Below are 21,900 nucleotides of genomic sequence, written 5' to 3'. Positions count from 1 at the left end.
ATTAACGAATGTATTAAATCGTTAGATTGGCGAAAAATAAAATAGATATACGATGAAAACAGTTACTGAAACTTTAGCGCAGCCACGTTTAAACCGTGAAATGCGCCTGCAAAATGCAATGATCACTATGTACTGTAAACAGCATCATGTTTACCAAGGTAAAGTGTGTCGTGAGTGCGAACGTTTACAACAAATGACTGCGCGTAAACTGGCATTTTGTGAAAGTGGTATAGAAAAACCCACCTGTGCAACCTGCACTGCTGTATGTTATACCCCTGTTGTCACCAAACAAGTAAAGACTATTTCTCGTTGGGGTCGCCTGCGCATTTGGTTTCGTCATCCTATTCTCATGTCGTTATATTGTTTTGATAGTCTCAAACCAAGCCAAATGCCAAAGCCTAAGTTACTAAATCTGTAGCTGACGGGTGGCTAAATTGGTAGTTTAATCGTTGCTTTAACTTCTCGTTGGCAATGATGCAATGTGGTTTGCTGTTCTCGGCGGTAAAGCTGGGCATGGTAATACCGAGTTGTTTGGCCGCTTGCTGATAGAAATCTTGTCTGCTGGCATGGTGATCGCAACAGGCATTGAATACTTCTCCCCAACATTGTTGTTTGATCACTTGCTCAATGACCCCAACTGCATCATGTTTATGAATCAGGTTTACTGGCGATTCTCCCGCGTCAAAGATATGTCCGTCGGTGCTCTTTTTCGATAAACTTCGCGTTGGATTTCTATCTTCGCTAATAAGCCCTGCAAAGCGGATAATGGTGCAATCAATATTTTGTTGTTGCTGAATTAACTGTTCTGCCGCATACACAGTACTGCTTGAATTTAAGGGGGATGTTTCGGTCAATGCTTGGTCTGTTTTGTGGTAAATGCTGGTGGAGCTAATAAAGATTAATTTTCCCACTTGGTATTCTTTGAGTAGTGCTAACAACTGCTCTATTTGTACCGCTAATGGGGCGCTGGCATGATTACCTCTACTGGCTGGTAGTAGACAAATGGCAATATCCTTATTACTTAACAAGCTTGCCCAATCCCCTTGTGGTTCATCGCTAAGGGTGGCGCTTACTGCTGGGATACCTTGAACAACTAAACTTGCTGCTTTTTCTGTATGGCTACAACTGACTGTAAGCGGATAGTCTTGCGATAATAACTGTCGTGCTAGCGGTTTACCTAACCAGCCCGCGCCTATGATTGCAATCTTCGGTTGTTTATTTGTGCTCATATCCGTTGCCTGTATTATCTAGTTAGATACAAGCGTAACGATTTTTGGTTATAATAGCGATTGATAATCTGTCGTTACATAAACTAAAGAGAAAACCATGAGTAGATCTACAGATAGCTGGGCTATCGTGCATATTGATGATTCTTACAATGCATCCGTATTAGGCAGCAGAGGCACTAAGCTACACTGGTGTAATAGCCGTGCACAGGCCATTGAGTTTATTTATGATGAGTATCTGGCTATTTTGGCCGACACCGGCGAAATGGATGGCGCGTTAGTTCATGCTGCGAAACAGCGCTTTAAAGTACTGCAACAGCAAGCGTACTCAGATGCGGAATGGATCGAAAACGTGAATGAGTTAACGGTTGATTTACGCCATATTATTTGGTTTGGTAGCATTGCCGAGATGGCTGAATTAAACAATGACTTTGCGTGTGCAGTACGTGAAGTGTATTGGGAAGAATTTGGTGACTATGATGAAGATGATCCAAGTGCATATGTGCCTGAAGATGAATGGTTAAACCTTTCTGAAGCCTTAGTTGAATATTTAGGCCGCGCAATCGTGTAAGTAAATATAGACCCAAGCTATCTTCATTCGGTTTGCCCTACGGGAGGCTAGCATCTTGCAGTAGCTTGGGTATAAATGTTGCGTGTCGTAAAAATAAAGGCGCACATTGATACCTCCTGCCTCGTTATCTCAGCGCCGTCCAATATTTATATATTTTTTTTAACCTTCTCCAAATAAGTAATTCAAGCGCTTAAAAGTACATATTTATAGAATTGACTGATTTTGTTTCTGCGTCGTTGGCAGATATAAAATTTGCATCTATCATTTAATCAAATATGCTTTTTGGTCATGGATAACCGAAATATAACATCAAAAAACACAATTTAACCACATCATTATCTGTCTGAGCGGTATTTGCAGCGAATTGTGAACTTGTGTATTTGTTACAATTAAGGTTATCTATGCGATTAATAAGGTATATAAAACCATTTATTATATGGTGTTTTTTAAGCGCAAATGCTCACGCTAATTCACTTGCAGATGTAGTCACATTTTCTAACGCCGTTGAACAACCTAAATCTATCGTTTTTTACTACAATGCCATTGATTCTGTTCGTGAGCTGATGAGCTATGACCGTGTCGTGGTTAACCCTGTTCTTATCAGCGAAAAACAACTTAAAACCCTGCATCTTGCACAAACGAGGGTATTTGCTTATATCAGCGTTGGTGAATTTGCCAATGCTCAATTGCCCGCATCATTACGCAATGCAGCCATGACTGAAAATACCACCTGGCAGAGTTACGCCATGGACCTCACCGACCCCATTTGGCAATCCCATTTACTCCAGCAAGCACAAGTGTATTTAGATAAAGGTTTTGATGGCTTATTTTTAGATACACTCGATAGCTACATGTTATTTGCGCAGGGTGTTGCGCAGCAAGAACAGCAAGATGCCTTAATTAATATTGTTCGACGTTTTCAGCAGTTAACGCCGCAACCTAAGCTGATCCTTAATCGTGGTTTTGCCATTGTACCGCAACTTGAAAAACCGATTGAAGCGGTTGCAGCAGAATCATTGTGGCAGAGTTATGACCCGATAAAAGGTATATATCATCCTGTCGAGGAGAGTGACAGTCGCTGGTTACAAGACCAACTCGATGCGGTTAAAGCGCAAGGCATTGAAGCCATCGTTATTGATTATTTACCGACGCGTTCACGTAAAGCACAAATTAAACTTGCGAAGCGATTGATTCGTGCTGGCTACACACCTTATGTCAGTGATGGATTATTGTATGAGTTTGGGGTTAGTACGATTGAACCTATACCTAAGCGGATATTTGGTTTATATAATGGGAAAAACGAACGTAAAGTTGATTCATATTGTCATCGTTTAGTGTCGATGCCAATTGAATATCAAGGTTATGTGCTTGACTGTAAAGATATTAATATACTTGATTTTAGTCATGTTGATACCAGTAAATATGCCGGTGCCGTTATTTGGTTAGATCAAGCTGTCTATACTCAATATCCCAAACTATCGCAGTGGTTAATGCAAGAATTATATCGTTGGCCAATCTTATTTATCAGTTCATTACCAACGGATAAAGCATTACTGGCTAAATTAGGCATACGTTTAAACGGGCAGCTTGAGGGTGAAATAAGGATTACCAAGGGCAAAAAATGGCTTGAAGATCGTTATCCTCTGTTGTTCAGTGAGTTTGACTCGCATCCTCGCTGGCAAGTCGAGAGTGATGGATTGAAGCAGTATGTGACGGTTGCGGATGCGCATAATAACACATCGACCTTATTTTTCAGTGCCGACTGGGGTGGGGCGATTATGGCACCATTACCGGTATCTAACTTAGCTAACCATAAAGAAAAGTGGCTGCTTGATCCTTTTAAGCTACTTAAATTAACGCTGAAATTACCTGTTATTCCTGCGCCAGATGTAACGACCGAATCGGGTCTGCGGATTTTAACCAGCCATGTTGATGGCGATGGTTTTTTATCTAAAGGTTGGTTTCCGGGTAACCCTTATACCGCCGAAGTATTGCGTGATCATGTGTTTAAGCCTTATACCTTTCCGCAAACCGTGTCGGTAATTGAAGGGGAAGTTGGCATGCGTGGCTTACATCCAAAACAAAGCCCGAAACTCGAAGCAATAGCCCGAGATATTTTTAAATTACCACACATCGAAATTGCGTCACATACCTTTAGTCATCCATTTTTTTGGGATAACAGTCATAAAGTGGTCACTAAAAAATACGGTGAACATTTACCGATCCCAAATTACGAGCTTGATTATGAACAAGAAGTACTGGGTTCAATTCGTTACATTAGGGAGACGCTAGCCCCCAAAGGCAAAAAAGTGAACGTTATCTTATGGTCAGGGAAAGCAGACCCTGATGAAGCGACACTCGCTATGGCTGATAATGCGGGATTATTTAATTTAAACGGCGGCAATACCTTTGCAGTGGTCGGTGATCATGATTGGTCAAACGTGTCTCCCACGATCGTTTGGTATCCTTCTAGTGTGCAAGTTTATGCGCCGGTATTAAATGAAAATTTGTATACCAATTTATGGAGTGAAAACCATGATGGTTACGAGAGAACAATTGAAACGTTTTATTTGTTAGGTCATCCACGTCGCTTAAAATCCATTAGTATTTATTATCATATGTATTCAGGCGCTTACCCTGCGTCATTAAATAGCCTGATTAACGTTTATGATTGGGCGCTGGCCCAAAAAGTGAACCCTTTATATATCAGTGAGTATTCTGCAAGAGCAAGACAACTGTATGAAACCAGTTTAGCGAAAACCTTAGACGGTCGTTGGTTGGTGAACTCCACCGGTATACGGAGTATTAGATTAGCTAATGAACTCGGTTTTCCGGTTATAAAACAGAGCAATATAGCAGGTTGGAATAATGGACCTGATGGTAAATACATTACCTTAATCTCACCTCGAACACTGCTGACACTTTCAGACAAAAATCATCAAAAAGTACGATTATCCAGCGCCAACGGGATACTGACTAAATGGGTTGAAAACGGTAATAATATTAACTGGGGATTTCACAGTTATGTACCATTCCAGTTGGAAATTGCCAATGCCAGCCACTGTACCGTTCAGGTGAATAAACCATTAAAATTATCACGATTGGCGGATAAAACATTGGTTTTAAAATCGTCACAGTCAGGGCAATTCTCTGGCTCAATATATTGTAAATAAGGGACGTTAACTCAGTAAGGGATGTTAGATAAATAACAGATGTTAGATAAATAAGGTCTATTATGAAAAGTAGTTCTAACGAAGTAACCCCCAAAAAAAACCGATCACGTATTCGGATCTTAGCACTTGGCCCGCTCACTTTGCTCGTGCTATCCGCAGTCTATGCGTTATGGTTAATTGCCCCGACGAAAGCGACATTACTGACACTAATTTCGCGTTCGACATCCCCTGAAATATCCTTGTCATTTTTGGCTGTGTTGTTAGACAGGGAACCTGATAATCGACAAATAAAATTGCTGATAGCGAAAAATATTCATCAATTAGGGAATGTTCGAGGGGCAATTGATGTCATTGAACCGCTGCTGAACGGCGCTGAAAGTAACCAAGACTGGCATGCTCATGCGCTTTATTTAGATGCTGTTATGGCGGGGGCATACTCTGAAAACCCCCTGTTAAATGCCTATGCAATTAGTAAAATTGAGCTGTTGTTTGATAATACCAACCACATTCCCAACGTGCTATTAGCCCGCAGGTTTGCTGACCTAGCACTTTCATTGAACATGCCTATACACGCATTAACTATATTGAAACCACACTTAGGTAGTGATGAAACAAGCTATGACGAGTTGATCTCGTTGGCATTACAAATTTCCGATTATACGACAGCGTTAGCGCTGCTCTCTGAAAGCCTTGGTTTGACGTATGATAAAAGTGGTATAGCGGCGAATGTTAAGGCCAATAGTCCGCACAATAAACAACAAATCAAAGATGACTTACTTAGCCTGCATAACATTTATCGCTGGCAGGGAGACATAACTAAAGCATTTGAAATAAGTTTATTGCTGGTTGACAAATATCCTTCGGGACCACAATTACGTGATGCGATCGAAGAGGCTAAAGCGTTAGGCGATATCTATCATGAAGGACAATTTTATGATGAACTAGCCAATATAGACCGATTATTACCGGATGAATATACAGAGTGGTTAAACGCATTAGAAAAATCAAAAGGCACAGCAGTGACGGTATTAAGTGTCAAAAAGTTAATGCGTAAACACCCTGATGATACGGACTTGATAATGGAACTTGCCCGTTTGTATAGCTATAGCAATGAATATTCTCGCATGATCAAACTTTATCAGCAACTCAGAAAGTATCGTTCATTAGGGTTCTCTGAGGCTGTACGGTTTGCTGAAGCCTATATTATGCTTAATCAGCCAAAGGATGCGCTAAGAGTGCTCGTTGAGCCTGTTAATTGGCTGAATGCGGATGATGAATATTTACGCATGGTGGCATTTTTATCATGGGAATTGAGTCAAAAACCGTTGGCATTAGCAAGTCAGGAAGCATTGATGAAGCGCTCGGTTCACAACATAGATGTATATCGTTATATCCAGTTGCACAGCCCCTTTACCGAACAAGATATCCCCACACTCGTGCAGTTATATGCTAAAACTGAAAATCAAGCCTTGCTGCTGGAAGCGATCAATATTGCCTATCAGTCTGAGGTCTCGGCTGGTTCTCGTTCTGATCGCACGGTGAAGCATGATTTTGGTTTGAAAGCGTTGATGGCGCTCGCATTACAAAATGACGCGATGAAAGATCGAGCCGATGTCTATTATTACCGAGCTATGTATGCTGTTCAGCAACAGCAATATAAAGATGCGCATCATTTCTTTCGGTTATCACTGAACTCAGAACATTTATTTACCCCAACGATAAACAGCTATATATGGTGGGCTATTGAGATCCAAGACGTTAATACGATGCGTGAACTGTATGATACATACGGTATTGTATTAAGGGATAATCCGGAATTTGAGCTGACCTTTGCGGTGCTAACACAACAGCTCGCTAATCGCCAACATGCTGATATGTGGTATCGAAAATATTTAATCACCAATGATAAAACGGATAAGACGGATATTACGGTATTGATCCACTATGCTTCATTACTAGAAGAGTTAAAGTTATACGAACATGCTTATAAATTACGCCGTTATTTTGCCGAAAATCTGTCACAGACACTTGATAGGTTACCAAGTGATTATGTACCCGAATACTCGTTATTAGAGTTGGTTGCGGGTGATGCCGCCGCTGCTGTGCTGACCACATCACGGGCATTGTTAAACCCAAGTGTAAATTCAGTCGCGCAATTTTTTCAATATCAGCAGCTTTCCGGTAATCGCGATACGATCCGGTTTTGGCAGCAGCGTACTTCATTAGCGGATTACTTTTTGGAAAATTCGACGAATGAGCAAGGTCAGGTGCAGCTTGACACACTAACGACAGCATCATACCAATATGGCAAAGAGTACACCTCACTATCCCAGCCTTCCCGGGGCAATCAAGATGATAGTGGTAAAGATGGCTATATTACCGTGATGCATGGTCGCTCTGCATGGCGAGGCCAATACATAGCCAATACTACGTGGGATATAAATACCTTACAGCTCGATTATTATCAACTGCTTAAACACGGAGATTGGCAACTCAGTAGTTATTACCAAACGGCAGAGCCATCAGGCATTTTTTCTGATAGCAGTATTGATGATGAGTTTCGTTTAAGTGGGCTTATACGCTATCAATTTAACCGTAATGAATGGTTATTTGGGGTGGATATAGCAGACGGTTTTGGCGATCAACGTCTTGGTTTTAATGTAAATTATATTCATCAGTTTGATCGGATGTGGCGGGCAGAATTAGGCGCAGGGTTAAACAATGATATACGTGCTAGTCAAGCATTGGCACTTGCAGGCAGTGATGATGTGGTTAATGCTGGACTTTATTATCAGCCCAGCAATCGTACTAATATGGCATTAACGTTAGGCTATCACCAAATGTCGACCCGTTTTGATGATGAGATAGGCACTGGTTGGAGTGGCTCATTACGTGTCGCTGAACAGTTGTTTTTTAGCTCACCTGCATGGCAGGTATATGCTGATTATAGTATGCATGACACAGATTTAAATTCAGGGCCCCTGCTTGGTATTTCGGACTGGTTGCAAGGTACGCAGCAAATAACCAGTAGTGACTTTATTAGTTCAAGTTATCAACGGTTAGCGATAGGTCAGCGGTTATATAGAGGGGCGACTGGCGTTCCTGAACAGCTAAGGCAGTTCAATGGCTTAGCGCAACCCCGTTACTGGTTAGATACTGCCGTTGGTTATAACTTTGTTACTTCAGAGCCTGAACTGTTGTTAGGTCTGGGGCTCGGGTGGCCTATTATTGGCAACGATGAACTCTATTTTCATCTTGATTGGCAAAGCCATGATCGTAACGGCGAGCAGTCATTGGAAATATCTGTTGGTTACTTTTATTCTTTTTAATAAAGGGGATTTGAATGAAATTGACATTAATTTTCACCATGATATTAACGCTATCGGCGTGTTCAACTTATAACGCACCTGATAGTCCGTTACTAAATGCCTCTGCTGTATGGGTTATTATGCCGTTACAAAATAACTCGAGTACACCGCTCGCAGCAGAAAAAGCGGAGCAGATATTAAGTTCTCAGCTATATCGTAAAGGCATTAATGCGGTGATCTATCCAAAAACACCGCTCAAGAGTTTAACCGATATTCTCGATCAGACCTCGAAGTATAAACACGCTGAAGCATGGTTAGCCACATACCCCGCCGATTATATAATTACCGGTTCTGTCGAAGAGTGGCATTATAAAAATGGCTTAGATGCCGAGCCTGCAGTCGGATTGACACTAGAAGTTAAAAACGCAACCAATAAACAGTCCTTGTGGCGAGCGAGCGGTAGTCGTGTTGGTTGGGGGAGAGAAAGCGTCAGTGGCGCAGGGATCGTCGTTGTTGAAACGTTAGTTAATGGGCTCAATTTTGCCCCTGCTGCCACTACAGAGTAGTCGGACTTGCCTATGAATAAATTACTGGATATTTTTATAAAACCTTTTCAAGGTGATAACTTTGTTTGGATAGAGATCATTATTATCACGGCTATTTCTGCAACTAGCTGGATCTATTTTTATTCATTACCCGCAGGGGTAGAGGCTAATCATTTTTTTTGGCCGCTATTAGGACCACTCCTTATTGCATTGCGCTACGGGTTTGCTAAAGGTTTCATCTGTACACTTGGTATGACTGCAGTATTAGTATCGATAATGAAAGACGGAGGCATGTTGCCATTATTTCCTTTTTCGCTAATTGTAGGTACTTTTTTTGTTGTCATGATAGCTGGGGAATTTCGAGATCACTGGCAGCGTAGCATTGATAAATATGGAATTGAGCATAAACATATGCAGCAGGAATTGACTAGTTTTACTAAAAACTATCATCTGCTCAAAGTGTCCCATGATCAATTGGAATTACGTAACGCGGGACAGCCTGCTAGTCTGCGCGCGGAAATAAATTCATTGCAGCGTATCGCCCTACAATATAGCGAGCGACGTCTCGCGCATATTGGCGAGCCGTTGTTAGCCTTGTTCGCCCATGTTGGCGGTATACATGTTGCTGGTATTTATAAGGTGACGAATAATGAAGTTGAGGCGCAACCTCATGCCGTATTAGGCGATAGTCATACGCTTAATATTAATGATTGTATGTTACAAGATATGCTGGTGAACAAAAAACTACTTTCACCTGTTACATTTCATGCTCAGCATGAGTCATGCTATCAGTTATGTATTCCTCTTGTAGATACTGCTGGCGTATTGCAGGCTGTGGTATTAGCTGAGAGTGTTAAATTCTTTTTATTAACCCCTGCTAATGTCGTGTTGCTGTCTCTGATTGCGGATAATGCGGCTGATTTATTAAGTGATGAATTATTAACACCGGTATTAGCGACGCATCAAGATGATTTATTTATGCGTTATGTGCAACGAGCACATTACAATAGTCGCGAATATGCCCTCGATAGTAGTTTAATTATTTTTCATGATCACACGGGGAAGAACCCGGACGAACTCGATGCATTAACAAATCACCGTCGAGGTAGTGACGTCTACTGGACATATCAACCGCCCAATAAAAAATTATGCTTGATGGTGTTGTTACCATTAACAACGGCCACTGATAGCCAGCTATTTATCACCCGAATGCAACAAATATTATTTAATGCCTTGGGCGAACACTGCAATGATATTGATATTATTGGCCCTTTTTCTTTTGAAGACAGTAAGCATGATATTGATAGCATAATTAAAATATGGGGGCCAAATAATGATCGCATGCTTGTTCCTAGTCGTGCTAACAGCTGAGTTATTCAGTTTTCATATCTTATTTGGTGCTGATTTTTCGTGGTTTAACTGGGCCTATTATATCGCTGTGCATGGAACCGCGAGCATTATTTTTACGTGTGGAACCTGGTTACTGTTACCACATCGTTATAAGTTTCCGATATTACATACTGGTTTGTTTTTATTTTGTTTTTCGTTTTTTATCCCGCTTTTTGGCATGATCGGGGGTATATTTTCATTATTGTTGGGTTTATATCGATTAAATACACCTGCAGAGGTTACCTGGGTTGAATGTGAGCGGCCCTCACTCGTGAACGAATCTGATGAGTTTAGATCTTCGCGAACCAGTATTGGCGGATTACGTGAAATATTAACGCATGATCTTGATCCTGTTCGGCGGTTACAAGCGGTGAATGCTGTTTGTTATTTACCTCAGCAGCAGGCTATACCGCTGTTACAATTGGCGTTAAAAGATTTATCAGACGATGTACGATTATTTTCTTATTCGTCATTAGAAACGATAGAAGCTAAAATTAATCTTTCGATTTCATTGCTAAAGGCGCAATTCACACATTATCAAGAGCCTAGCCTCGCATTTAATATTGCTCAGCAATACTGGGAGTTATGTTACCTCGGTTTAGCTGAAAGTGTGTTATGTGCACATTACCTCGAACAAGCCTCTATTTATCTTATGCGCTCTAATCAACTTGTTGAAAATGCAGCAAGTAATCTGTTGCTTGGTCGTATTATGTTGGCGCAATCAGATCCAAAACAAGCGTTGATATATCTAACTCAAGCATTTGATGCTGGTTTATTAAAAGAACAAGTTATCCCTTATTTAGCAGAGGCAAGTTTTGCACTTGGAAATTATGAGTTAACCAAATATTACATGGCGCAATTACCTGCATTCAAAAAAGGCCGGTTACAGCAACTGAGGGAGTACTGGCTATGACCAAAGAGGTTGATATTTGTTTATTGTTGGAAGGTACTTATCCTTATGTACGTGGTGGGGTATCAACCTGGATGCATCAGATCATTAAGGGGTTACCTGAATTTTCTTTTCATATTATTTTTCTTGGCAGTTCGCCGGAATTATATGACGAGCCTGCATATGAACTTCCCGATAATGTTGTCGGTTTTGAAATTCATTATTTATTAGCGGCTGACGATAAAGTGATGCCAACACCAACCGCTGGCTCACCCAATCTATTTCAATCATGGCAGTATTTTTTATCTTTTTTTGATCAACGTGGAGAACCGATACCGAGTGAGTTATTAAGTAATATCGCTGATTTTATCGGCCAAAAAAATAGATTAACCTTGACCGATTTTCTTAATAGTCGTGCATCATGGGAAGTGCTTACCAATCATTATTTTCAACAGGATGCGAACCAATCTTTTGTCGATTATTTTTGGACTTATCGAAATATTTATCAGCCCCTATTTGTGTTAGCAAGTATCTCTCAGTCATTACCTAATGCGCGGGTCTATCACAGTGTATCAACAGGATACGCAGGGTTTTTAGGTGCACTCTGTCGCCAGAAAAGTAATCGTCCATTTTTGCTTACTGAGCATGGTATTTATACTAAAGAGCGAAAAATAGATTTATCACAAGCCAGTTGGATAAAAGATAAACATAACTTGATTGATGTCAGTATGCACAAAGATATGGATGCCACCAGACAAACCTGGATACGTTTTTTTGAACAGCTTGGTGTATCTGCCTATCATCAAGCAGATCGTATTGTTGCGCTGTTTGAAGGGAACCGACAGCGGCAGCATGAAGATGGTGCGGATAATGATAAAACGCAAGTAATTGCCAATGGTATTGATGTGGAGCGTTTTACCAAGGCCTATGTTCGTCGTCCTAGCTCTCCACCTATGGTTGTTGGTTTAGTTGGTCGGGTGGTACCAATTAAAGATATTAAAACGTTTATACGCACTATCTGTGGTGTTGCCAAAAAAATCCCCACGATTGAAGGTTGGATTATTGGTCCGGCGGAAGAGAATAAAGCGTATGCCCATGAGTGCCAGCTATTAATTGAAAGTTTAGGGTTGGAAGGCAAAGTTAAAATGTTAGGCAGTAAAGATGTTGCTGAGATAATGCCAGAGCTTGGCATTATGATGCTGACATCGATTAGTGAAGCTCAACCTCTGGTGTTGCTTGAAGCAATGGCATCTGGAATCCCTTGTATTGCGACTGAAGTAGGCGCTTGTCGTGAGATCCTTGATGGTGCCGCTGGCGAAGATGCGAGTTTGGGATCGTGTGGTGCCATAATTCCAATCGCGAACCCTTCAGAAGGTACTAATGCGATTGTTAATTTATTATCCGATGCTGGCATATGGCGAAAAACGGGTGATATCGGCAAAATAAGGGTGGCAAAATATTATGATCAGACGTTGATGTATGATTTGTATCGACGCTTATATAGAGGAGCTGTTGATGGCGGGTATCGGCTTTGAGTTAAGAAAAATACTGAAAAAAAAGACGTTATTATCCATTGTTGAGGCCTATGGCCTCGCCGGTGTAATCAGTTCAGGTCCTTGGGTATTGTCTATTTTGGCATTATTGATGATTGGCATTGTGAGTTTGGGCGAGTTTCAATCTTATGTGCTCAGGCAATTTTTGATACTTGTCACCTATTTAATGGCGGGATCGTTGATTATTAGTGGTTTGTTCCAATTGTTATTAACACGTTTCATTTCTGATTTGATTTACCTTAAGCAAGAAAATCGTATTGTTCCTAATTTATTAGGTGCTATGTTAGTGATGACGTTATTGTCGGCAGTGCTTGCTGGCGCTGTTTTAGCGATGGCCTCAGAGATTAATCCGTTGACTAAAGTTATTATATTTTCAGCTTTTATTATTCTTTGCAACCAGTGGCTTATACTGATTTTATTGAGCGGTACCAAAGAATATTACCGCGTATTTATGACGATGCTGATGTGTTATGGCTTGATGATTGGGTTATGTATGACTGTGCCTGCTTATGGTCTGACGGGGTTAATTAGTATTTTTACGTTATGTCAGGCATTACTGACGTTTATTTTTCTTTATCATATAGTGCGGAATTATCCAGCCAAACAATTAATTTCATTTGATTTTTTACAACCTGGTAAAGTATTTTATTCACTGCTATTTTGTGGTTTATTTTATAATTTAGGGGTATGGCTAGATAAATTTGTATTTTGGAGTCGAGAAGAAACATCGCATAAAGTATTTAGTATTTTTAATGCGTCTTATATTTATGACTTGCCCATTTTTATTGCTTACCTGGCGATTGTGCCAGGCATGGCCGTGTTTATTATGCGAATGGAAACGGATTTTTCACAAGCGTGTTTGAAATTTTATGATGCGGTTCGGGATGGGGGCACGTTAAGTGATATTTATCGATTAAAAGATAAAATGGTATTGGCATGTCGACACAGTATTTATGAAATATTTAAAGTACAAGGCATGACGCTTGTTCTGTTAATGCTCTGGGCTGAAGATATCCTTATTGCTCTGAATATTAATCTTGCCTATTTACATTTACTTTATGTTGACCTGATTGGGGTTAGCTTTCAAGTATTAGTCATGGCGATCCTAAATATTATGTATTACCTTGATAAACGTTATGCCGCCTTGGCATTAACTGTGTTTATGGCGTTGAGTAATTTTATTTTGGCTCACATAAGTATTGAATTAGGACCGCTATTTTATGGTTATGGCTTTACATTGACCATGCTGTTAACCACGATCATTGGCTTTATTGTATTAGATAAACAATTTTCTGACTTAGAGTATCAAACCTTTATGTTACAGCGTTCATAAACAACTCTCTCTATAATTATCATTAAGCGCAAGGGGTAATATTAAGGTGCTAAATTGCATGTTGTTGGCATCTAAGCATAATTCATTACGCACATCTTGGTCATTAATGTATTTTTTCTGATATTCAGCATTAAAGACAGGTTTTCCGGCGTCGATGAAAGGGCTGAGTATTGCGCATTCGTTATATTGAAAGCATTGCTCATTAACAGCAAAATCATAATGTGATACCAGATCGTTGACTTGGTCTAAATTATTTTTAAGGCCGATAGATAATGCTTGTTGGTGGGCTTCGTTTGCCATCCAAATATTATAGTCGAGTTGATCTACGGCGCTGAAATCTAGACCTGGATTATTAGTATAACCATCGACATTGTCTGGCTCAACACCATCACAGCCTTTATTCTGCGCTAAGATTAGCCGTTCTTTCATAATGTTTCGGACATTGTCAGAGCGAACATCGATCCAGCGCTCGCCCTCCCATTCATCAAGTGGGTTACCGAGATCGGACGAGGTGAATAGACTTGCATCATTACGCCAATCTTCGTAGGTGCCTGCAGAGAAATAGCAAATGACCTTTTTGTTTTGACTGTGTAGTTCCGCGATCTGCTGCATACTGGTATCAAACAAATCAATATCATAAATATCCACATTATAACTAGTATTAAGACTACCTTGTAACTGCCATTGCCAAGTTGACATGACCGCTGGCTGATACCATGATGGAAGCTCCGGCTCCGGCTCCGGCTCCGGCTTTGGTTCAGGTTTTGGTTCAGGTTTTGGGTCAGGTTTTGGCTCAGGTTTTGGCTCAGGTTTTGGCTCAGGCTTTGGCTCAGGCTTTGGCTCAGGCTTAGGCTCAGGCTTAGGTTCGGGCTCAGGATCCGGTTTGGGCGCTGGTATTTCTGTTCCCTGATGATTATCTGATGAATTATCATCACTAGAGCAGCTACCAAAGCCGATTAGCATTAAGGCCGCTAGCAGATATAGAAGAAAATTTTTCATGGTTTACTCATTAGCTTGATCAACAATTAAAGTACGGCCGTGATTATTGATATCGGTCGTGATGAGATGTTGTCCACCGTAAAAATTACCGCCTGCAATCCCTGTCATTCTGCCTTTGATTGCGTCATCGGCGATTAAGGACACGGTATTATTATTACGATCCCAAGTGCCTCGTAGGTTTGCTTTTTGTGCGGCTAACTTTTCTTCGACCATAACGCCTATGCTGTAATAATCCATATTTATGATCGGTAAGTTGAGTAACTGATTAAAGTAATCTGTTACTGCATATAACCAATCATATTGCAGGCTATCTCCGTTACCATAATCGTGTAGATTCGTTGCATGGAAGTAATGGGGCCAAGGGCGGAAGGTCAGCATATGTCTGAAGGTTGTTTGTGCTTCGGCCGCTAAGATCTCGTTGTAGCTGCGAGGTTGACAAATAGCACCAGAAATTGTGCAGGGGTTATCACCTGCATCAATGTGGCGCTCATAGAAGATATAATTGTATTCGTCTGTTAACTCCTCTGGTGTAGTGACGTTATAAAATAAAGAGGTTGGATAACGGGGCAGTAGTAAAATATTTGTCTCTGGGACATAAGAAGGAATATCTTGATTTGGACGGGAGATATCTGATGCCATATAACGAATACCTAGGTCCATCATACTCTCAAATAATGCCGGGTTACGACCTTCAGGGTAATCAACAAATATCGATGATGCTTGGTTGGACCCCTCAGAATCCTCTAAGCCGGAATGATTACCTGTCACTAGGGTTTGAGTCGCGGTGGTGAATTCTGGAAACCCTAACCGTTGCCATACTCCGATATTGTCATTAATTTCTTGAAACGCAATATTATAAGTGGCCCTTGAACTCTTATACATATCTCTATGGCTAAAGGTATGGTTCAAAAAGCGAAAACTATCTTTATGTCTGACAATCGCATCAGTGAGAGGTTCATTGGTACTGAAGGCGATATTTACTTGTGGATGTCGGCTTTCTATATCTGTGTTGCTGTTATATATCTCAATGTCTGCGCCACTCGTTGCGATGACTATTAACGAAAAAGTAAATGAATCGGTGGTTTTCCAGTGGTTGATTAATGCCGTTACATCAATGTTTATCTGATTTTGATTCACGGTATAAGGGATACAATGATCAGGGGCGAATGAGCCGCCCATTGTTTGCCAATTGTTGCCATCATTTCTGTTATTCCAGGTTGCTTGGCTTGTCCATGTTTCTGTTATTAGGCAGATATTACCTTTACTTTGACCTGTGCTACCGATGACTGTTTCGGAGGTTAATGTTAGTGTGGCAGAGGCTACAAGATTAATGATTTCACTGGGATAGTCGAATTGCAATAATCCCCGCTCTTGTTTCGTTGTCGACGTTGTAACCTTGAATTTATGATCACTGCTGAGATTGCTATTCGGTGTTACTGAATTTATTGATAATGCGATGACCGCATCCAAGGACTCAGGACTGGGTAATACTTGTGCTGCGCCCGAACCATTAAAGGCAAGATCGAGTTTGAAGCTTTTCTGGTTGTGGTATTTATTCTTAAATTTATTATTAGCACTGACGATATTTTCGATGTCGTGGGCACTATTACGGTAACGTTTCTCTTCTGTTGTGGTATTTGTTTCTGGGTTCCATAGTTCATCATGAATGAATACATCATCTATGTGGGCGGCAAGGTAAATATACCTAGAACCAATAAATACCCCCTGTGTGGCAAAGTTTAAAAACTCGTAGTTTAATACTTGTGAATAAAGCAAATACCAGGCATTGCTGATACTTGAAAATAACACTTGGCGGCCGTCAGCATATACCAGCGTCGATATCATTATTTTACCTGATGCTTTATCGGTGAGTAGCGGGGTGACAACGGGTCCATCGGGGTCAAAGTTTGGATGTGTTGCTATGGTGTAATCGGTAATTGGGAGGTGGCTGGTCTTATTGACGTATTCAAATATGTCATTGTTATTGGTTAGTTGCCAAACCCCGGTAAAGGCAAAACCAGCGGACATAGAGGTCATATCCATACCATAATCTAAATCATAAGTGACGCGGAAATATTCTCCTGACATTGGGTAGCCTGATAATACCGATTCGCGTACCTGATAGTCGCGTTCGTAAGCGTGTAATATTTTCCATTCGTCTAATGTAAATGCAGAGCCATTGACACTGCCACTACCCCAATTATATAACGAGCTATCGGTTAAAATAATGCCGTTGTAGTTACCTTGGCTATTTGTCACTAACAAATCGGTTGTTAGCGTTGTCTGTGTTGCATCAAGGACATCGTAGGGCACACCCATTTCATCGAGCATATCATCGATTAAATCAAGCCCCTGATCTTGTTCGGCAGATCCAGTGGTAATAACCAGTAGTTTCAATTGTACAATTGGTGTGGCACTGGCCGCGAACAGGTATAATAAGAACATAATGGATAACAAGTTAATCTTGCTTGGTATAATGGTTCGCACCTTACTTAGTCGCATGATGTTACTCCGTTCAATGTTTAAAAATAGGTGACGGTAAGTAAGTGTTATTAAGTGTTGAGAATTGCGTTTTAAATAACATTTTTAAGTGTAGACATGAAAATTAATAGTGTAAAATGCCGTTTTGTGGCATTTTAATATATTATCATCTACGCTTGTAAGGTTTAGTGTCTGCATATTTTTCTATTACCTAGCGTCCCCATAGACTTAGATAGCAAAATTCGCTACATTAACTGTTTATTCATACAGTCCGTAATTATTCACATCATGAAACTTTATATTGCCGAAAAACCCAGCCTTGGCCGTGCTATTGCCGACGTATTACCTAAACCACACAAGAAACAACAAGGTTATATTGAAGTTGGTAACGGTGATGTGGTGTCTTGGTGTATTGGCCATTTGCTCGAACAAGCAGAGCCGGATGCCTATGATGACGCGTTTAAAAAATGGCGTTTAGAACACCTGCCGATTGTGCCTGAAACCTGGCAACTGAAGAAAAAACCCAACACCAGTAAACAACTGACCGTATTAAGAGGTCTGGTAAAAAAAGCCACCAGTCTTGTGCATGCCGGCGATCCGGATCGAGAAGGGCAATTACTGGTGGATGAGGTGATTGAATTTCTTAAAACGCCGGCGAAAAAGAAAAATACTGCCCAACGTTTATTGATCAGTGATCTCAACCCCGCTGCAGTGACAAAAGCGCTGAATAATCTGCAACCTAACAGTGACTTTATTCCTTTATCGGTGTCGGCATTAGCGCGCTCACGTGCCGACTGGTTATATGGCATGAACATGACCCGCGCTTATACTTTGCAAGGTCAAAAAGTAGGTTACCAAGGGGTATTATCAGTAGGGCGCGTACAAACCCCTATTTTGGGTTTAGTGGTGAGACGTGATATTGAGATCGCTAACTTTGTCAGTAAACCTTTTTATGAAGTGTTGGCGCATTTACAAACCCAGCAGCAAGAGATGTTCACTGCCAAGTGGAAACCGAGTGAAGCTTGTCGTCCGTATATGGATGAAGACGGTCGAGTACTGGTAAAAAAACTGGCCGAAAACGTGGTCAGTCGCGTCCAGGGTCAAACGGGCGAAGTCACTAAGTTGGAAAAGAAAAATAAACAACAAGCAGCGCCACTGCCATATAATTTATCGTCACTGCAAATTGATGGAGCGAAACGTTTTGGTATGAGTGCACAGCAAGTATTAGATACCTGCCAAGCATTGTACGAACGGCATAAACTCATTACTTATCCACGTTCAGACAGTCGTTATTTACCCAAGGAACATTACGGGCACCGTGGTGGTGTGATTAGCGCAATAGCCAAAACCAGTGCATCATTGCAGCAAGCTGCGGTCAATGCCGATCAAAGTTTACGGAGTAAAGCCTGGAATGACAGTAAAATTGAGGCTCATCATGCCATTATCCCCACCGAAAAAAGCAGTAGTGTAGAGCGTCTTAACAGCAGTGAAAAAAACATTTATGAATTAGTCGCAAGGCAATATTTATGTCAGTTTTACCCGCCTTATGAATACGCAGACACGGTTGCAGAGATAACTATCGCTGGTGGTTTGTTCATCGCGAAAGCCAAAATGACCTTAAAACAAGGCTGGAAAATATTATTTCCGAAATCAGCAGCGAGTAATGCCAAACAAACTGAAGCTGAGAAAGAATTGGCCGCGCAATTACCGACTATTAAAAGAGGTGAACAGGTGTTATGTCAACACGCTGAGTGTGTTGAAAAACAAACCCAACCACCGAAACATTTTAGTGATGCCACTTTACTTGCGGCGATGACTGGGATCTCCCGTTATGTCAAAGACCGTGAGATCCGTAAGATCTTAAAAGACACCGATGGGCTAGGCACCGAAGCTACGCGGGCAGGCATTATTGAACTGTTATTTAGACGTAACTTCCTAGTGCGTAATAACAAACTTATTTTATCCACGGATGCGGGTAAAGGCTTGATTAATGCCTTACCTGAATCGGCAACCTTACCGGATATGACGGCGCAATGGGAATCTGTACTTGATGGTATCAGTAAAAAAGAAGCCAGCTACCAGCATTTTATGGGCGGTTTATTACAGCAGCTAGGAGGCATGATTGAGCAGGCTAAAGCAACGCTACCGGATGGCTTACGCGGTCTATCTAGTAGTAAGCCTGCTGGTGGCCGTTTTAAGAAAAAACCGACAAAAAAACGGTCTTATAAAAAATCATAAAAGCAACGTGAGAACTGAGACTGTATTTATATAAGATTGTGCCGCTATTGTGATAATTCTGTGATGAACAATTTGCTTAAATAGCTCATGATTACTATATGGGAAGTTAACCAAGCAGGTAACGGAATGATTATTAAATGTAAAAAAAAATCTCAAGCAAGTGAAAATGATATTATTGCTGAACCTGTTTATCAGCAACGTCGACAATTCCTCAAACAATTAGGCCTTGCTGGTGTAGGTTTGGCCGCTGCGAGTCCAGCGCAAGCGAGTATCTTTGATATTTTTGATAGCGGTAAGAAAAAAGCTAACAGTCAGGCGTTTGTGCAATCGCCATTGACACTCATTGGCAGTAAAGATTATGCCGATGGTGAGATCTGGACGCCTGAAAAAAAAGTACTGTCACATAATAACTTTTATGAGTTTGGCACGGCGAAAACAGATCCACAAAAAAATGCGCAGAACTTTAAAGTTGAGCCATGGACGTTGACGATCACCGGTGCGGTGGAAAAAGAAATTACTTTCGGCTACGATGATTTATTTAAAGTGGCAGATTTGGAAGAACGGATTTACCGTATGCGTTGTGTGGAAGCGTGGTCGATGGTTATCCCGTGGACGGGTTTTTCATTAGCTGAAATTATTAAAAAAGCCAATCCAACCTCAAAAGCCAAATATGTCGCGTTTGAAACCTTATATGATCCGGAACAAATGCCGGGACAAGCATCTTCTTATTTAGGCGGTAGTCTGGATTGGCCCTATGTTGAAGGATTGCGTATGGATGAAGCTATGCATCCGTTAACTATGTTGTCTGTGGGTACGTTTGGTAAAACCCTAGCGCCGCAAAATGGCGCGCCTATCCGCTTGGTTGTGCCGTGGAAGTATGGTTTTAAAGGCATCAAATCAATCGTTAAAATTCACTTGTTAGAAAAAGAGCCTCCAACGACGTGGAATCGTCTTGCTGCTGGTGAATATGGATTTTATGCCAATGTTAATCCTACAGTCGATCATCCGCGTTGGAGTCAAGCATCTGAACGTCGCATCGGTAGTGGCAGCATTTTTAGTTCTAAACGCATAGAAACCTTACCTTTTAATGGTTACGCTGAAGAAGTCGCTGACTTGTATCGTGGTATGGATTTGAAAAGGTACATTTAATTATGGCAATGCTAACTTACAAACGGTTGCCGTACCTTAAGGCCTATATTCATGTACTGGGCATTATGCCGTTAGTATATTTAGGGCTAGCCATTGATGCTGATGCATTGGGTGGCGACCCTGTGCAAGCAGTGATCCACTTTTTAGGTAAAGGTGCGTTAAATTTATTACTCGCCACCTTGGTTATTTCACCTTTAGCAAAGCGTTATAAAGAAGGCTTGTTAATTTCGACGCGCCGTCTGGTCGGTTTATACTGTTTCTTTTATGCAAGTTTACATTTAGTTGCTTTTGTCTGGCTTGATTTGGGGTGGGATCTCGGTTTATTTCTTCAAGAGCTGATAAAAAGACCGTATATTTGGCTTGGCATGATCGCGTTTGTGATCTTACTATTATTAGCACTGACCTCTCCGCTGTGGGTGCGTCGAAAAATGCAGCGGAATTGGCAAAAATTGCACAATTTCATTTATCTCGCCGCTATTTTAACCCCTGTTCATTACTATCTTTCAGTCAAATCCGGGTGGATAGAACCTAGCATATACGTTCTATTAGTGGTGTTATTGCTGTCACAAAGAAGAAAGTAGTGATAAAGTTACTAGGCAATATTTACGGTTTTTTATGACACTATAAAGTTCTGATCTTTGGCGATTAACCGACCTTACACGCCTCTAATTTACGTCGCCAAAAACAAAAAATACAAACTTCTCCTGAGCAAAACATTATTACCACCCAGTAAAAGTGTTTTACATATATCATATATAGTTACACTTTTTAAGAAAACATAATCTTCCAGTGCATAGATATTTTGGCGTTTTTAAACTAATGTAGTGGTATATCACGGCCTGATGCGAGAGAGAAGTACGGGTTAATTATTATGTGATGAGATCATTTGTGGCCACCTGACATAAGTTGACGCAATTAGACATAACTCTTCACAAGTTGTCACATCCCCATGGTTGTTTTATATAAAATGACACAAAATGACACAAAATGACACAAATTGACGCAATTAAGCGTTGTTTTATAAAGCATTTTTAGAATTAAGTTTT

At 40.9% G+C, this 21,900-nt stretch carries 15 protein-coding genes; 12 read left to right on the top strand and 3 right to left on the bottom strand.

Features of this window, described 5'->3' with window-relative positions:
• Positions 1 to 52 precede the first annotated feature (52 nt).
• On the top strand, positions 53 to 418 hold the full coding sequence (locus HRT96_RS13865) for a nitrous oxide-stimulated promoter family protein (RefSeq protein ID WP_293157765.1): 366 nt from the start codon (positions 53 to 55) through the stop codon (positions 416 to 418).
• Here HRT96_RS13865 and HRT96_RS13860 read toward each other — a convergent pair.
• A complete protein-coding gene (locus HRT96_RS13860; protein ID WP_293157762.1) occupies positions 399 to 1,229 on the bottom strand; it encodes an NAD(P)H-binding protein in 831 nt (276 codons plus the stop codon). The two genes, HRT96_RS13865 and HRT96_RS13860, sit on opposite strands and share 20 nt — an antisense overlap.
• 97 nt (positions 1,230 to 1,326) lie before the next feature.
• Here HRT96_RS13860 and HRT96_RS13855 point away from each other — a divergent pair, with 97 nt between their 5' ends.
• The 8 genes from HRT96_RS13855 to pelG all read left to right on the top strand — a co-directional run bounded on the left by HRT96_RS13855 (position 1,327) and on the right by pelG (position 13,987).
• Positions 1,327 to 1,797: a hypothetical protein gene (locus HRT96_RS13855; protein WP_293157759.1), complete on the top strand. Its 471-nt coding sequence runs from the start codon at positions 1,327 to 1,329 to the stop codon at positions 1,795 to 1,797.
• A 401-nt stretch (positions 1,798 to 2,198) separates the two neighbouring features.
• Complete coding sequence (locus HRT96_RS13850; RefSeq protein WP_293157756.1) at positions 2,199 to 4,970, top strand: endo alpha-1,4 polygalactosaminidase; 2,772 nt, start codon at positions 2,199 to 2,201, stop codon at positions 4,968 to 4,970.
• Positions 4,971 to 5,032: 62 nt separating this feature from the next.
• Entirely contained in the window at positions 5,033 to 8,299 is a 3,267-nt protein-coding gene (locus HRT96_RS13845) for a tetratricopeptide repeat protein (protein ID WP_293157753.1), read from the top strand.
• 14 nt (positions 8,300 to 8,313) lie between these two features.
• Positions 8,314 to 8,844, top strand: coding sequence for a hypothetical protein (locus HRT96_RS13840; RefSeq protein ID WP_293157750.1), 531 nt, complete (start codon positions 8,314 to 8,316; stop codon positions 8,842 to 8,844).
• Between the two features lie 12 nt (positions 8,845 to 8,856).
• Positions 8,857 to 10,194 (top strand): PelD GGDEF domain-containing protein, encoded by a 1,338-nt coding sequence (locus tag HRT96_RS13835; RefSeq protein ID WP_293157747.1) that lies wholly within the window; start codon positions 8,857 to 8,859, stop codon positions 10,192 to 10,194.
• Positions 10,157 to 11,125, top strand: a complete 969-nt coding sequence (locus HRT96_RS13830) for a hypothetical protein (RefSeq protein ID WP_293157744.1) — start codon at positions 10,157 to 10,159, stop codon at positions 11,123 to 11,125. The genes HRT96_RS13835 and HRT96_RS13830 overlap by 38 nt, the downstream gene beginning before the upstream one ends.
• Positions 11,122 to 12,636: a GT4 family glycosyltransferase PelF gene (pelF, locus tag HRT96_RS13825; RefSeq protein WP_293157741.1), complete on the top strand. Its 1,515-nt coding sequence runs from the start codon at positions 11,122 to 11,124 to the stop codon at positions 12,634 to 12,636. Before HRT96_RS13830 ends, pelF begins: the two co-directional genes overlap by 4 nt.
• Positions 12,617 to 13,987 carry an exopolysaccharide Pel transporter PelG gene (pelG, locus tag HRT96_RS13820; protein ID WP_293157738.1) on the top strand — a complete coding sequence of 457 codons (1,371 nt, stop codon included), beginning with the start codon at positions 12,617 to 12,619 and terminating at the stop codon, positions 13,985 to 13,987. Before pelF ends, pelG begins: the two co-directional genes overlap by 20 nt.
• On the opposite strand, the gene HRT96_RS13815 is transcribed toward pelG, so the two are convergent.
• Both HRT96_RS13815 and HRT96_RS13810 read right to left on the bottom strand, forming a co-directional pair.
• Positions 13,982 to 14,986 carry an endo alpha-1,4 polygalactosaminidase gene (locus tag HRT96_RS13815; protein ID WP_293157735.1) on the bottom strand — a complete coding sequence of 335 codons (1,005 nt, stop codon included), beginning with the start codon at positions 14,984 to 14,986 and terminating at the stop codon, positions 13,982 to 13,984. The genes pelG and HRT96_RS13815 overlap by 6 nt on opposite strands.
• A 3-nt stretch (positions 14,987 to 14,989) precedes the next feature.
• Positions 14,990 to 17,488: a hypothetical protein gene (locus HRT96_RS13810; protein WP_293157732.1), complete on the bottom strand. Its 2,499-nt coding sequence runs from the start codon at positions 17,486 to 17,488 to the stop codon at positions 14,990 to 14,992.
• Positions 17,489 to 17,755: 267 nt separating this feature from the next.
• Between HRT96_RS13810 and HRT96_RS13805 the strand changes: the two genes are divergently transcribed.
• The 3 genes from HRT96_RS13805 (at position 17,756) to msrQ (ending at position 21,435) form a co-directional block, all read left to right on the top strand.
• The gene (locus HRT96_RS13805; protein WP_293157729.1) at positions 17,756 to 19,705 is read left to right on the top strand and encodes a DNA topoisomerase III; all 1,950 of its coding nucleotides are present in this window, start codon (positions 17,756 to 17,758) and stop codon (positions 19,703 to 19,705) included.
• A gap of 126 nt (positions 19,706 to 19,831) precedes the next feature.
• Positions 19,832 to 20,854 (top strand): protein-methionine-sulfoxide reductase catalytic subunit MsrP, encoded by a 1,023-nt coding sequence (gene msrP, locus HRT96_RS13800; RefSeq protein WP_293157726.1) that lies wholly within the window; start codon positions 19,832 to 19,834, stop codon positions 20,852 to 20,854.
• Between the two features lie 2 nt (positions 20,855 to 20,856).
• Positions 20,857 to 21,435, top strand: a complete 579-nt coding sequence (msrQ, locus tag HRT96_RS13795; RefSeq protein ID WP_293157723.1) for a protein-methionine-sulfoxide reductase heme-binding subunit MsrQ — start codon at positions 20,857 to 20,859, stop codon at positions 21,433 to 21,435.
• The last annotated feature ends 465 nt before the right edge of the window (positions 21,436 to 21,900 follow it).

The sequence above is a fragment of the Moritella sp. genome, from assembly GCF_013215705.1.
Taxonomy (GTDB): Bacteria; Pseudomonadota; Gammaproteobacteria; order Enterobacterales; family Moritellaceae; genus Moritella.
The sequence above is the reverse complement of the archived record's forward strand: the minus strand, read 5'-3'. Positions and strand labels throughout refer to the sequence as shown.